Source organism: Kitasatospora sp. NPDC043950 (assembly GCF_056435345.1).
Genome location: NZ_JBWKER010000007.1, coordinates 1 through 14,316 on the forward strand (window position 1 = coordinate 1; position 14,316 = coordinate 14,316).

General features: G+C 73.9%; 8 protein-coding genes and 1 pseudogene. All 9 read right to left on the reverse strand.

Going from position 1 to position 14,316, the window contains the following annotated elements:
- On the reverse strand, positions 1-947 hold a 947-nt coding region (locus AC07BF_RS06675; protein ID WP_363582144.1), incomplete at its 3' end, for a thiamine pyrophosphate-binding protein.
- Between the two features lie 333 nt (positions 948-1,280).
- Complete coding sequence (locus tag AC07BF_RS06680; RefSeq protein ID WP_363633249.1) at positions 1,281-4,214, reverse strand: putative bifunctional diguanylate cyclase/phosphodiesterase; 2,934 nt, start codon at positions 4,212-4,214, stop codon at positions 1,281-1,283.
- A 549-nt stretch (positions 4,215-4,763) separates the two neighbouring features.
- Complete coding sequence (locus AC07BF_RS06685) at positions 4,764-7,805, reverse strand: helix-turn-helix transcriptional regulator (RefSeq protein ID WP_363582142.1); 3,042 nt, start codon at positions 7,803-7,805, stop codon at positions 4,764-4,766.
- A gap of 134 nt (positions 7,806-7,939) precedes the next feature.
- Entirely contained in the window at positions 7,940-8,098 is a 159-nt protein-coding gene (locus AC07BF_RS06690) for a hypothetical protein (RefSeq protein WP_159398431.1), read from the reverse strand.
- Positions 8,099-8,355: 257 nt separating this feature from the next.
- Positions 8,356-9,867, reverse strand: a complete 1,512-nt coding sequence (gene gatB, locus AC07BF_RS06695) for an Asp-tRNA(Asn)/Glu-tRNA(Gln) amidotransferase subunit GatB (protein WP_363582140.1) — start codon at positions 9,865-9,867, stop codon at positions 8,356-8,358.
- A 77-nt stretch (positions 9,868-9,944) separates the two neighbouring features.
- On the reverse strand, positions 9,945-10,220 hold the full coding sequence (locus AC07BF_RS06700) for a hypothetical protein (RefSeq protein WP_363582138.1): 276 nt from the start codon (positions 10,218-10,220) through the stop codon (positions 9,945-9,947).
- Entirely contained in the window at positions 10,217-11,710 is a 1,494-nt protein-coding gene (gene gatA, locus AC07BF_RS06705; protein ID WP_363582136.1) for an Asp-tRNA(Asn)/Glu-tRNA(Gln) amidotransferase subunit GatA, read from the reverse strand. Before gatA ends, AC07BF_RS06700 begins: the two co-directional genes overlap by 4 nt.
- 5 nt (positions 11,711-11,715) lie before the next feature.
- The gene (gene gatC / locus AC07BF_RS06710; RefSeq protein WP_030057414.1) at positions 11,716-12,012 is read right to left on the reverse strand and encodes an Asp-tRNA(Asn)/Glu-tRNA(Gln) amidotransferase subunit GatC; all 297 of its coding nucleotides are present in this window, start codon (positions 12,010-12,012) and stop codon (positions 11,716-11,718) included.
- 505 nt (positions 12,013-12,517) lie between these two features.
- Positions 12,518-14,005: pseudogene (locus tag AC07BF_RS06715) on the reverse strand (putative bifunctional diguanylate cyclase/phosphodiesterase); the annotation flags it as partial.
- Between the last annotated feature and the right edge of the window lie 311 nt (positions 14,006-14,316).

Here is a 14,316-nt window from a genome sequence, read left to right on the forward strand (position 1 = left end):
AAGCTGTCCAGCTTGCCGGTGACGCGGTCGTCGAAGCGGGCGCCGAGGGTGAAGAGCAGGTCGGTCTTCTGGAGTGCGGTGACGGCCGGGACGGAACCGTGCATGCCGGGCATGCCCAGGTGCTGCGGGTGGCTGTCGGGGAAGGCACCGAGCGCCATCAGGGTGGTGACCACGGGGGCGCCGGTCAGCTCGGCGAGGATCCGCAGCTCGGCGGTGGCCTGTGCCTTGATCACGCCGCCGCCGACGTACAGCACCGGGCGCTTGGCGCCCACCAGCATCTTCGCGGCCTCGCGGATCTGCTTGGCGTGCGGCTTGGTGACCGGCCGGTAGCCGGGCAGCGAGAGCTCGACCGGCCAGCGGAACGTGGTGGTGGCCTGGAGCGCGTCCTTGGCGATGTCGACGAGGACGGGGCCGGGGCGGCCGGTGGCGGCGATGTGGAACGCCTCGGCGATCACCCGGGGGATCTCGGAGGGGTCGGTGACCAGGTAGTTGTGCTTGGTGATCGGCATCGTGATGCCGCAGATGTCCGCCTCCTGGAAGGCGTCGGTGCCGATCGCCTTGGAGGAGACCTGGCCGGTGATCGCGACCATCGGCACGGAGTCCATGTAGGCGTCGGCGATCGGGGTCACCAGGTTGGTCGCGCCCGGGCCGGAGGTGGCCATGCAGACCCCGACCCGGCCGGTGGCCTGGGCGTAGCCGGTGGCGGCGTGGCCGGCGCCCTGCTCGTGCCGGACCAGGATGTGGCGCACCTTGGCCGAGTCCATCAGCGGGTCGTACGCGGGAAGGATGGCCCCGCCCGGGATGCCGAAGACGGTGTCCGCGCCCACGGCCTCCAGCGAGCGGATGAGCGACTGGGCGCCGGTCATGGTTTCGACGACGTGCTGGGGAGCGGGAGCGTGGGCGGCCGTGGTGTCCCCGCGGCGGGGGGATGCGGCGTGCTCAGTCATCTGCCTGTCTCTTCTCGGAATGTGCCGGCCCGGTGGTTGCGGGCCCCGGTGGTGCGAGGGTGGGGTCCCGGTTGCGGGCCGATCGCCGGCTCTGCCCCAATCGTCCCGCTTCCTCCCCGGGAATCGGGGCGGATCGGGCGGTCGGAGCCAGGGGTCTTGCGGTGGTGGAACAGCGTCAGTGCAACAAAAAACCCCTCGTGCCAAGGGCATGCGAGGGGTGGCGCGTCGGTCTGTCACAAGCGGGGCGTGTGAGCCCGCTCAGCCGACGCGCCCGCCAAGTACGAGAATTCGGGTGCGCATGGCAACGACCCTCCTCCTGTCCGGGGGCGTGTGTCAAGCAGGTGGGATGACCGTCTCGCCATGCGGACCCGGCCCTGGACCGGTCACCGCGCGGCGTTCGGGCAGGTCGGGGGCACCGTGGTGATGCACGACACGCCCCCCGCCGCCCTCCCCGCGGCCACCCGTCCGGGCCTCCGCGGCCAGGTACGCGCGCCGGGCCGAGACCGAGCCGAGCGGCCTGGGCAGCGGGTAGCCCCGGCGCACCAGCGCCCGGCGCAGCCGGGTCTCGTCCAGCGGCGGCGCGAAGGCCGAACCCTGGCCCTGCCGGCAGCCCAGCTCCTGGAGCGCGGCGACCTGGCGGGGCAGGTCCACCCCCTCGGCGCCGGTGACCAGACCGAGGTCGTGGCCGAGCCGCAGGGCGTGCCCGGCGAGCGTGCGGCTGAGCGCGGACTCCCCGAGGTCCTGCACCAGTGTGCGGTCCAGCTTGAGGCCGTCCAGGGGCAGCCGGGCCAGCTCGCCGAGCGAGCCGCTGCCGGCGCCGTAGCCGGCCAGCACGGTGGTCACCCCGAGCCGGCGCAACGCGGCCAGCCGGCGGCCGAGTTCGTCGGCGAGCGAGTCCGGGCCCATCCGGGCCACCTCGATCACCAGCTCGCCGGCCGGCAGTCGGCTGTCGCGCAGAGCCGCGGCCACCGTCTCGTACAGACCGGGCGAGCACAGCCGCTCGGTGGAGAGCCGGACCGCGACCGGGACGGGCGCGGGGCCGCTGCGGCTGCGGCCGGACTGGCCGCGCCGGTTGGCCGCGGCCGTCACCGCCTCCTGGACCAGCCAGCGGGAGAACCGGGTGGCCGCGTCGCCGTGGTCGGCCGAGCGCAGGAACTCGGCCGGGGTGAGCAGCAGGCCGCCCGCCGAGCGCCAGCGGGCCTGCGCCTCGACGCCGGTCACCGCGCCGCTGGCGAGGTCCACCACGGGCTGGTGGAGCAGGGTGAAGCCGCCCTCGCGGACGGCGGCCCGCAGCCGCTCCTCCAGTTCGGTGCGGCGCTCCAGATCGGCCCGCATCGCGGGGTTGTAGAGCACCACCCGGCCCTTGCCCTCGGACTTGGCCCGGTACATCGCGAGGTCGGCGTTGCGCATCAGCTCGTCGGTGGCCGCCCTCGGGTCGGCGGCCGGGCCGCGTTCGGGGGTGCCGAAGGCGATGCCGATGCTGGCGGCGACACCGAGTTCGGCGCCGCCGATCCAGTACGGCTCGGAGAGCGCGACCCGCAGCCGCTCGGCGAGCTCCTGGACCTGGAGCCGGCCGAGCGGGCCGCAGACCAGCGCGGCGAACTCGTCGCCGCCGAACCGGGCGACGGTGTCCCCGCAGCGGACGGCCCCCTGGAGCCGGCGGGCCGCCTGCACCAGCAGTTCGTCGCCCACCTGGTGGCCGGCCGTGTCGTTGACCGCCTTGAAGCCGTCCAGGTCGAGGAAGAGCACCGCGACCCCGGCGCCGCCCTCGCCCTGCTGGCCGCGGGCGCCGAGGGCGGCCCGCAGCCGCTGGGCGAACAGCGCCCGGTTGGGCAGGTCGGTGAGCGGGTCGTGGAAGGCGTTGTGCTGCAACTGGGCCTGGAGTATCACGCGTTCGGTCACGTCCCGGCTGTTGAGGATGAGGCCGTCGCGGTGCCGGCTGACCGTCGACTCGACGTGCAGCCACTCGCCGCCGCCGGAGCTGATCCGGCACTCCACCCGGGCGGACGGCTCGGCGGTGCCCGGGGAGCGGTGGGCGGTGAGCCGGACCCTCGCCAGGTAGCGGCGGACCTCGGCGAGCACCCGGTCCACGTCCTCCGGGTGGACCAGGTCCAGCAGGTTGCCGCCGACCAGTTCCTCCGGGTCCCGCCCGTAGACGCCGAGCGCGGCCGGGGAGACGTAGGAGAGCACGCCGTTGGCACCGGCGATCATGATGACGTCGCTGGAGCCCTGCACCAGGGAGCGGAAGTGCGCCTCCTTGTGGGCGAGTTCCTGGGCGAGCGAGAGGTTGTCGAGCAGCATCACGCCCTGGCGCAGGATGAGCGCCAGGCCGACGGTGCAGGCCGCCGCGGCCACCACCCGGTCCAACTCCCGCCCGCCGAGGGCGTTGTAGAGGATCCCGGCGGTGCACACCGCGGCGGCCGCGTACGGGGTGAGCGCGCTGAAGGTGGTGGCCACCCGGCGGCGCGGCAGGCCTCCGGCCGAGGGGTGCTCGCGCAGCGGGCGGCGCCAGCGCGGCGACCACGGCGCCCAGGCCAGCAGCAGGCTGCCGGAGAACCAGCCGGCGTCCAGCAGTTCGCCCGAGCGGTAGCTGCTGCGCAGCTCCGGGGAGGTGAACAGGGCGTCGCACAGGACGGTGACGGCCAGCGCCACCATCGCGGTGTGCACGGCCGCCCGGTTGCCGTCCCGGCCGCCGAAGCGCAGCCCGACGACCAGGCTGACCAGCAGGATGTCCAGGACCGGGTAGGCCAGGTTGAGGGCCAGCCGCAGCGGCGAGCCGGCCTCGCCGGCGGCGATCCGGCCGAGCGCCAGGCTCCAGCTGAGGGTGAACAGCGAGCCGGCGATCAGCCAGCCGTCGAGCAGCAGGCAGAGCCAGCCGGCGGCCGAGCGCGGGCGCTGGGCGAGCACCAGCACACCGGTGATGGCGAGCGGGGAGAACAGCAGGAAGGCGTACTCGGCGAGCGAGTCCTGCGGCAGCGGGCTGCGGGCGACCAGTTCGTACCAGCCCCAGGTGCCGTTGCCGCAGGCCACCATGAGCGAGGAGAGGCCGAACAGCAGCCAGGCCGGGCGGGCGCGCCCGCCGGCCGTGCAGCCGTACACCAGGCAGGACAGCGCGGCCGCGAGCGCCGCCGCGGCCAGGCCGAAGTCGCCCATGAAGATGGAGAGTTGGAAAGAGCCCCAGCCGGTGGCGGCACCCAGGGCGTAGGCCAGGCAGAGCGCGCCGAGGACGAGGCCGGGCAGCGTCCGGCTCTCCCGGAGCCGGCACAGCGGGCCGCGCCGGCCGGGGGCGGACGCGCCGGCTGCGGCTGCGCCGGGCGTGGACGCGTCGGGCTCGGACGCGTCGGCGGGTGGCACGCCCGGCCGTCCGGCCCCGGGCAGCACCGTATCGGTGGAGCTCACTCGGCCTCTCCCCCTCCGGCCCGGGGCCTGGCGCCCCGGCCACGGGCCACCGGCCGCGCGCCTCTTGGCCGTACGCGGTGGCCTGGCGCCCCGTCAGGACGGAGGCCCAGGGGGTGGGCGGCCTTCCGGTCACCACACCGCACCGATGTTCCCGATCGGGACCCTACACCAAATCCGTCACTCAATGACACATGCACTCAACTTAGAGTAATGGCGACGGGGTGGGGAAATGCACCCGATTCCGGCGGATCGGCCCGGTTGGCGGCGGCGCGCGGCCGGGGGCTCACGCGGCGCGCACGGGAGCACGCGACGGCGCCCGGCCCCGGGCCACCCGGACCGGAGACGGTCGGGGGCCCGGCGCCGGGCGCACGGGTCATCGGGAGGCCCGGGCCGGACACGGCCCAGGTCCTGTCCGGCCTAAGCCGGATCGTCCGGGAACAGCCGCAACCGGTGCGCCAGCGCCGCCGCCTCACCCCGGCCGGTGACCGCGAGCTTGCCCAGGATGTTGGAAACGTGCACGCTCGCGGTCTTCGGAGAGATGTACAGCTCCTCCGCGATCTGCCGGTTGCTCCAGCCGCGCGCCAGCAACCGGAGCACGTCCCGCTCACGGGGGGTGAGGCCGAAGGACTCCCCGACGGGCGGGGTCGCGGCCGGCCCGGCGGCCGGGCGCGCGGCCGCCACCGGGGTCAGCGTCAGCCCGGCCCGGTCGGCCAGGCCCGCGACCTCCGCCAGCAGCGGACGGTCGCCCCGGACGGTGGCCAGTTCCCGCGCCTCGCGCAGCAGTTCGGCCCCGGCCTCGCGCCGCCCGGCCAGCACCTCGGCCTCGCCGGCCCGCAGCAGGGCGACCGCCAGCGGGTACGGCAGCCCGGTCGGGCGCAGCGCGGCGACCGCGGCGGCCCACTGCTCCGGGGTGTCGGCGGCCTCGGCGCGGGCCAGTTCGCCCTCCAGCAGCCGGGCCCAGCCGTGGTGCACCGGCGCCCGCGGCCGCAGCCGGGCCGCCCGCGCGGCGATCGCGGCCAGCGCCTCGGCCCGGCCCGCCGCGGCCTCCGGCAGGCCCCGGCTGTCCGCCTCCACCGTGGCGGCCTCGACCAGCAGCGGGTACACGTCGGACTCGTGGCCGAGCCGCCCCTCCTCCGCCAGCGCGGCGAGCAGTTCCTCCCGGGCCTCCATCGGCCGGCCGGCGAGCGCGGCGATCCGCACCGCCAGCCGACTGATCGGCACGCTGTGCTGGAGCTGGCCGACCCGGTTGGCCGACCGGGCCTGCGCCAGCATGGTCGCCGCGCCGGCCAGGTCCCCGCGCAGCAGCGCGAGGTCGCCGCGCATCCGGTCCAGGAACTCGGCGTGGGTGCCGGTCAGGCTGGTCAGCTCGCAGGCGTCGAGCACCTCGGCGGCCTCCCGGATCCGCCCCAGGTCGGTCAGCGCCTCGGCCAGGTTGCCGGTCAGGATGGTGCCGATGTTGCGCAGCAGGCCGTTGCCGTCCGCGTAGACCAGGCCCTCGCGGGCCAGCACCACCGCCTCCTCGGCCCGGCCCACCCCGCGCTGCATGCTGGCCAGGTTGTTGACGCCGCGCAGCAGCAGGTCGGGCACGCCCAGCCGGCGGGCCGCCTCGACCGCCCCGGCCAGTTCGGCCAGCCCGCCGTCGGCGTCGCCGTGCACGTCGTAGCGCAGGCCGCCGAGCGTCATCCGGGCGTGCACCTCGACGGAGTGCGCGCCGACCTCCTGGGCGATCCGGATCGCCCGCTCGGCCAGCTCGATGTGCTCGGGGCCGGGCTTCTTGAGCATCGCCACCCCGGCGCCGAGCGCGAACACCTCGGCCTGGACGGCGGACGGCGGCAGGTGGTCGACCAGCCGGTGCGCGTGGAGGATCTCCTCGTCGTCACCGGAGCGGCGCAGATTGCCCAGCATCCGGGCCCGGTTGATCCGGAACCAGGCCGCGCGCACCGGGTGCACGGCCTCGTCGACCAGCCGCAGCCCCCGCCTGGCGAGGCTCAGGCCGCGCTCGCGGTCGCCGCAGCGCCGGGCCGCGACCACTGCCTCGGCCAGCACGTCGACCAGCTGGATCCGGTCGCAGTCCCCGTCGGCGGTGCTGTGGTCGCAGGAGCCGGGCGGATAGGTCTCGGCCCAGTCGTACGGGCGCAGGGTGTGCGCCAGCACCTCCTCGGAGACCATGTCCCACAGCTCCAGGGCCCGTTCCAGCATGCCCAGTTGCTCGGCGAAGGCGTTGCGGCGGCGGGCCGCCCGGGCGGCGTCCAGGGCGGTCGGCAGGGCGCGGGCCGGGTCGTGCGCGTGGTACCAGTAGTTGGCCAGCCGGGCGGGCAGGGCGTCGCAGGAGACCAGCTGCGGCTTCGCCTCCACGGCGAGCGCGAACTTGCGGTTGATCCGGTGCCGTTCACCGGGCAGCAGGTCGTCCGAGACCGCCTCGCGGACCAGCGCGTGCCGGAAGCGGTAGCCCTCGCCCTCGCCGTCCGGGCGCAGGATGTTGGCGCCGACGGCCGCCCGCAGCGCCTCGATCAGCGCCTCCTCGTCGTCGTGCAGGACGGCCGCCAGCAGGGCGTGCTCGACGTGCGAGCCCCCCTCGGCGGCGATCCGCACCACTCGCTGGGCCTCCTCGTCCAGGCTCTCCACCCGGACCAGCAGGATGTCGCGCAGCGAGTCGGTGAGCCCGGCGCCGCAGCCGTCCTCGAAGGCGGTGGCCAGCTCCTCGACGAAGAACGGATTCCCCTCGGAGCGGCGGTGGATGCGGTCCACCAGCTTCCGGTCGGGGTCGGCGGTGCCGAGGATGCCGGCCAGCTGGGCGGCGACCTCGCCGCGGCCGAACCGCTCCAGCTCCAGCCGCTGGACGGTGCGCAGTCGTTCGAGCTCGGCCAGGAAGGGGCGCAGCGGGTGGCGGCGGTGCAGGTCGTCGGAGCGGTAGGTGGCGACCAGCAGCACCCGGGACCGGTGCAGGGTGCGGACCAGGAAGGCGAGCAGTTCGCGGGTGGAGCGGTCGGACCAGTGCAGGTCCTCGACGGCGAACACGAGGGTACGCTCCGCGCCGAGCCGCTCGAACAGCCTCGCGGTGTGCTCGAACAGCCGGGCCCGGCCGTACTCGTCGTTGGGTTCGCCGTCGGCCTCGCCGAACTCGGGCAGCAGCCGGGCCAGGTGCCCCTCGCTGCCGGCCGCCGCGGCCTCCAGCTCGGCGCCCAGCGAGCGGTGCAGCCGGCGCAGCGCCGCGGCCAGCGGGGCGTACGGCAGGCCCTCGGCGCCGATCTCCAGGCAGCCGCCGAGCGTGGTGACCGCTCCCCCGGCGGCGGCCCGCTGCAGGAACTCCTCCAGCAGCCGGGTCTTGCCGACGCCCGCCTCGCCGCCGATCAGCACGGCCTGCGGGCTGCCGGAGCCCGCCCGGCGCAGCGCGTCGGTCAGTTCGGTGATCTCGCTGCCGCGGCCGACGAAGACGGGACTCACCGATATCTGCTGCATGGAGGCGAGCATGCCATAGCCGGAGGTGGCGGGCCGAGGGGTTATCTCCCCTGGCGAACGCCCGGAGGGGGAGGCGCTCCCCTGCTGCGCCTCCCCCTCCGAAACTCCCTCGGCACCGTCGTGGTGCCGGTCCGTCAGCATTCGCGCTGGCGCGCGGGGCGCCGCTGGAAGCGGGCGGCCACCGGACGCTGCCGCAGGCGGCGTCCCTCCTTGGCCTCCCGGACCAGGCGCTCGTGCTCGGCACGGACGGCCAGCTCGTGGGCGTGCTGCTGGATGAGCTCGTACTCGATCACTTTCGGTTCCCCCTGTGGGTTTCACTGCGTTTCGCTGTCGAGTAAGAGCTTCCTCTCCCAGCGGGGGGTGCCGCATCGGAAGCCCTACCGATCTTCCGGGCCCCGGATGCCTTAGATCGGGGCCCCGGGAACGACAAAGGCCCGGTCTTACCTCGTTTTAGAGGTGAGACCGGGCCTTAGGCCTTACTTAGAGTGCCTTAGACGCCTTAGGCGCCTTAGGACCTCAGGCAAAGACGCCCAGATTCTCTGGGTTGTGCTTACTGCCCCTCGACGGCGAGCCGCTCCAGGATCAGGTCCTTGACGCGGGCCGCGTCGGCCTGGCCGCGGGTGGCCTTCATGACCGCACCGACCAGCGCGCCGACCGCGGCGACCTTGCCGTCACGGATCTTGGCGGCGATCGCCTCGTTCTCGGCGATGGCCTGGTCGACGGCCGCACCGAGCGCGGAGTCGTCCGAGACGACGGCCAGGCCGCGCTTCTCGACGACCTCGTCCGGCTCGCCCTCGCCGGCCAGCACGGCCTCGATGACCTGGCGGGCCAGCTTGTCGTTCAGCTTGCCCTCGGCGACCAGCGCGGTGACCCGGGCGACCTGCGCCGGGGTGATCGGCTGCTCGCTCAGCTCGGTGCCGGTCTCGTTGGCCCGGCGGGCCAGCTCGCCCATCCACCACTTGCGGGCCTGGTCGGCCGGGGCGCCGGCGGCGATGGTCTCCTGGATCGGCTCGACGGCGCCGGCGTTCAGCACCGACTGCATGTCCTTGTCGGACAGGCCCCATTCGGCCTGCAGCCGGGCCCGGCGCACCCGCGGCAGCTCGGGCAGGCCTGCGCGCAGCTCCTCGACCCAGGCGCGGGCGGGGGCGATCGGCACCAGGTCCGGCTCGGGGAAGTAGCGGTAGTCCTCGGCGTTGTCCTTGATCCGGCCCGAGGTGGTGCTGCCGTCCTCCTCGTGGAAGTGCCGGGTCTCCTGGATGATCGTGCCGCCGTCGGTCAGCACCGTGGCGTGCCGCTGGATCTCGAACCGGGCGGCCCGCTCCACGCTGCGCAGCGAGTTGACGTTCTTGGTCTCCGAACGGGTGCCGAAGGTCTCGGTGCCGTTGGGGCGCAGCGACAGGTTGACGTCGCAGCGCATCTGGCCCTTGTCCATCCGCGCCTCGGAGACGCCCAGCGCCTTGATCAGCTCGCGCAGCTCGGCGACGTACGCCTTGGCGACCTCGGGGGCGCGCTCGCCGGCCCCGACGATCGGCTTGGTGACGATCTCGATCAGCGGGATGCCGGCCCGGTTGTAGTCGAGCAGCGAGTGGGTGGCCCCGTGGATGCGGCCGGTGGCGCCACCGACGTGGCTGGACTTGCCGGTGTCCTCCTCCATGTGGGCGCGCTCGATCTCCACGCGGAAGGTCGAGCCGTCCTCCAGCTGCACGTCGAGGTAGCCGTTGAAGGCGATCGGCTCGTCGTACTGCGAGGTCTGGAAGTTCTTGGGCATGTCCGGGTAGAAGTAGTTCTTCCGCGCGAACCGGCACCACTCGGCGATCTCGCAGTTCAGCGCCAGGCCGATCTTGACGGCCGACTCCACGCCGATCTCGTTGACCACCGGCAGCGAGCCGGGCAGGCCCAGGCAGGTCGGACAGGTCTGGCTGTTCGGCTCGGCACCCAGCTCGGTCGAGCAACCGCAGAACATCTTGGTCTTGGTGCCCAGCTCGACGTGGACCTCAAGGCCCATCACCGGGTCGTACGACGCGAGAGCGTCCTCGTAGGAGACCAGGTTCATGACGCTCACAGCGTCCCCTTCACTAAAAGACTTGGGAGGTACGGGCCCGGCCGCCGCTCGCGCGGGGCCGGGCCGGGGCGCTCAGCTCAGCCCAGCAGGACGTCGTCGGAGCCGAGCTGGCGCAGCTCGCGCACCAGCAGGGCGGTCCCGGTGATCAGCGCGGCGGCGCCGACCAGGGCGTTGACCAGCTTGAGGGTGTCGCTCTCCTCGCGGGCCTTCCGGACGTCCTTGACGACCGAGACCGCGCCGAAGGCGCTGGTGCCGATGGACAGCCACAGGCCCGGCTTGCTGTGCTTGAAGCCCTTCAGGGACGACGGTGCCTTGAGGGACGACGGGGCCTTGGCCTTCTCGATCCTGCTCACAGTGCCGGTGCCTCCTCCAGCAGGGTGTGCCCCCACTTGTCGTTGAGTGCGGCCTCGACGGCGCCGCCCACCCGGTACAGGCGGTCGTCCGCCATCGCGGGTGCGATGATCTGCAGGCCGACCGGGAGATTGTCCTCCGGGGCCAGACCGCAGGGCAGCGACATGGCCGCGTTGCCCGCGAGGTTCGACGGAATCGTGCAGAGGTCGGCCAGGTACATCGCCATCGGGTCGTCGGCGCGCTCGCCGATCGGGAAGGCGGTGGTCGGCGTGGTCGGCGAGACCAGCACGTCCACGCCCGCGAAGGCGGCGTCGAAGTCGCGCGAGATGAGCGTGCGGACCTTCTGGGCCGAGCCGTAGTAGGCGTCGTAGTAGCCCGAGGAGAGGGCGTAGGTGCCGAGGATGATGCGGCGCTTGACCTCGGGGCCGAAGCCGGCCTCGCGGGTCAGGGCGGTGACGTCCTCGGCCGAGCGGGAGCCGTCGTCACCGACCCGCAGGCCGTAGCGCATCGCGTCGAAGCGGGCCAGGTTGGACGAGGCCTCGCTGGGCGCGATCAGGTAGTACGCGGGCAGCGCCAGGGTGAAGGACGGGCAGGAGACCTCGACGACCTCGGCGCCCAGCTCGCGCAGCAGCTCCACCGACTCGTTGAAGCGCTCCATCACGCCGGCCTGGTAGCCCTCGCCGGCGAACTCCTTGACCACGCCGATCCGCATGCCGCGCACGTCGCGCAGCTTGGCGGCCTCGACCACGGCCGGAACGGGCGCGTCGATCGAGGTGGAGTCCAGCGGGTCGTGCCCGGCGATGGCCTCGTGCAGCAGCGCCGCGTCCAGTACGGTGCGGGCGCACGGGCCGCCCTGGTCCAGCGAGGACGAGAAGGCGACCAGGCCGTAGCGGGAGACCGAGCCGTAGGTCGGCTTGACGCCGACGGTGCCGGTGACGGCGCCGGGCTGGCGGATCGAGCCGCCGGTGTCGGTGCCGATCGCCAGCGGGGCCTCGAAGGCGGCCAGCGCGGCGGCCGAACCGCCGCCGGAGCCGCCGGGGATGCGGGAGAGGTCCCACGGGTTGCCGGTCGTGCCGTAGGCGGAGTTCTCGGTGGAGGAGCCCATCGCGAACTCGTCCATGTTGGTCTTGCCGAGGATGACCACGCCGGCGTCCTTGAGACGGGTGGTCAGCGTGGCGTCGTACGGCGGGATCCAGCCTTCGAGGATCTTGGAGCCGCAGGTGGTCGGCACACCCTTGGTGGTGAAGACGTCCTTCAGCGCGAGCGGGACGCCGGCCAGCGGGCCCAGCTCCTCGCCCTTGGCACGCTTCTCGTCGACGGCCCTGGCGGCGTTCAGCGCGCCCTCGGTGTCGACGTGCAGGAAGGCGTTGACCTTCTTGTCGACGGCGCCGATGCGGTCCAGGTGCGCCTGCGCCACCTCGACGGCGGACACCTCGCCCTTGGCGATGGCGGAGGCCGTCTCAGCGGCGGTGTACTTGATCAACTCGGTCATCTCGGTCAGTCCTCCCCGAGGATCTGCGGCACACGGAAACGCTGCTCCTCGGCGGCGGGGGCGCCGGACAGCGCCTGCTCCGGGGTGAGCGACGGCCGCACCTCGTCCGCGCGCATCACGTTGGTCAGCGGGAGCGGGTGGGAGGTCGGCGGGACGTCCTGTCCGGCGACCTCGGAAACGCGGGCGACCGCGCCGATGATCACGTCGAGCTGCTCGGCGAAGTGGTCCAGCTCTTCGGGCTTCAGCTCAAGACGCGACAGCCGGGCGAGGTGGGCGACCTCCTCGCGCGTGATGCCAGGCATGCAGCGATCCTCAGGGTGAGTTCTGGTGAGGCCCGGCGCCGCGCGCAGGCGGTGCCGGGCCCGGGCAGGAGCAACCGGTCCGGTGCTCCGTCCTCGTGGTCTTTGGACCCCATCCTATGGGGCCCGGCCCGGCCACCGGCCAACGAGTGAGCGAGCGCGCCCGTCACTGCGGCCTGGTGCGGGCCCAACTCTGCGCGCCCGGCGCCTTGATCTCGATCTGCGCGGCCGACACGGGCTGGGGCGCGGGCACGGCCTGGACCGTCTGAACGGCCTGCACGGCCTGCACGGCCTGCGGGAGGGTCGGGGGCAGCACGGGGGGCAGCACCGACGGGAGGGTCGGGGGCAGCACCGGCGCGATGGCCTGCTGGACCACCGGCTGGACGGCCTGCGGCAGCACCGGCTGGACCGGCAGGCCCTGGCCCCCCTGCACCGCGTGGAGGGCCGACGGCAGCCGGCCCGGCGGGGGGACCAGCCGCTCCACCGGCGGGGCGCCGGTGCGGTGCACCCGCAGCCAGGCGGTGGCCTGCTCGGCCGGCAGCGCCGCCGACACCAGCCAGCCCTGGACGGCGTCCACCCCCATGCAGTGCAGCCGCTCCCAGGTCTCGTCGTCCTCGACACCCTCGGCGACCACGGTCAGGCCCAGCGAGTGGGCGAGCTCCACCGAGCAGCGCACCACCGCCGCGTCGTGGTCGTCGGCGACCATCCGGGAGACGAAGGAACGGTCGATCTTCAGCTCGCCGACCGGCAGGCTGCGCAGCCGCACCAGCGAGGAGTGGCCGGTGCCGAAGTCGTCCAGGGACATCCCGACGCCGTAGCCGCGCAGTTCGGCGAGGGTGTCGGCGGCCCGGCGGGAGTCGTCCAGCAGCAGCCGTTCGGTGATCTCCAGCTGGAGCGCGTGGGCCGGCACCTGGTGGCGGACGAGGTGGCCTGCGACGCGCTGGGCGAAGCCGGGGTTGAGCACGTCGCGCGGGGAGACGTTGACCGCGACCTGCACCTGGAGGCCCTGTTCCCGCCAGTAGGCGAGCTGCCCGACGGCGGCCTCCAGCACGTAGTCGGTGAGCCGGGGCATCAGGCCGCTGGACTCGGCGAGCCCGACGAACTCGTCCGGCGAGACCCGGCCCTGGCCGGGGCGCTCCCAGCGCAGCAGCGCCTCCAGGCCGACCACCCGGCCGTCGAAGGCGACCTTGGGCTGGTAGTGCAGTTGCACCTCGCCGGTCTCCAGGGCCCGCCGCAGGTCGCCGAGCAGCCCTATCCGGTACGGCGTGTCGGCGTCCTGGGTCTCGTCGTACTGCGCGACGCCGCTGCAACCGCGCTGGGCGTGGCCCATCGCCACGTCGGCGCGGCGCAGCAGCGCCTCGGCGTCCTGGGCGTGCTGCGGGTAGACGCAGACGCCGGCGCTGGCCTCCAGCACGAGCAGCAGCCCGTCCAGCCGGATCGGCGCGGCGAGTTCGGCGATCAGCGCCTTGGCGACCCGCTCCAGGCTGTCCGGGCAGTTGATGCCGGGCAGCAGCACGGCGAACTCGTCGCCGCCCATCCGGGCCACCATCGGACGGCCGCGCCGGTAGTTCCGGGGCAGGCCGGCGAAGACGTCGTCGATGGACTCCCGGGTGGCGCTGCCGGCCGGGCCTCCGGAGCGCAGCGCGCGGTGCAGCCGGCGGGCGATGTGCACCAGCAGCCGGTCGCCGGCGGTGTGACCGAGGGTGTCGTTGAGCGATCGGAAGCGATCGAGATCGAGCAGGATGAGACCGACGCTGTAACCTTCCGCGCGCTCCGCGATCGCCTCCTGGGCGGCCATCAACAGGGCCTGACGGTTGGGCAGATCCGTCAGCGGGTCGGTCAGCTGGTCACGGGCGCGGTCGCGGGCGATCCGCCAGGCGGCGACCAGCACCGCCAGCGGCACCGCGAACAGCGGCAGCAGTTCGGGCTCGTACCGGTAGACCAGGACGGCCAGCGGGATGAGCGGCGCGGCGCCGGCCAGCAGCACGCCGAGCAGCAGGACCGCACCTGCCACCCCCTGCGGCGGGCGTGTGGGCGCACCGCCGGTCGTACGATCCATAAGCCCTGTCCTCCGTCGGGCCCGCCCCGTCAGGCCGCCTTACGGTGAGGCACCGTGCCGGTACCGACAGCTGCCGGGCATGGAGCGACCCCGCGGAGCACCGGCTCAGCCGGTGCCCCCACCCCTGCTGACACTCTGTTGCGCTCCAGGGTATGCCGGGGTCCACCCGGTGGGCAGACTTTCGGACAACCGGAAACGCGCCACCGCGCCCGGGTGTCGCACAGTGACACAATGCCCGCTTCCACGGC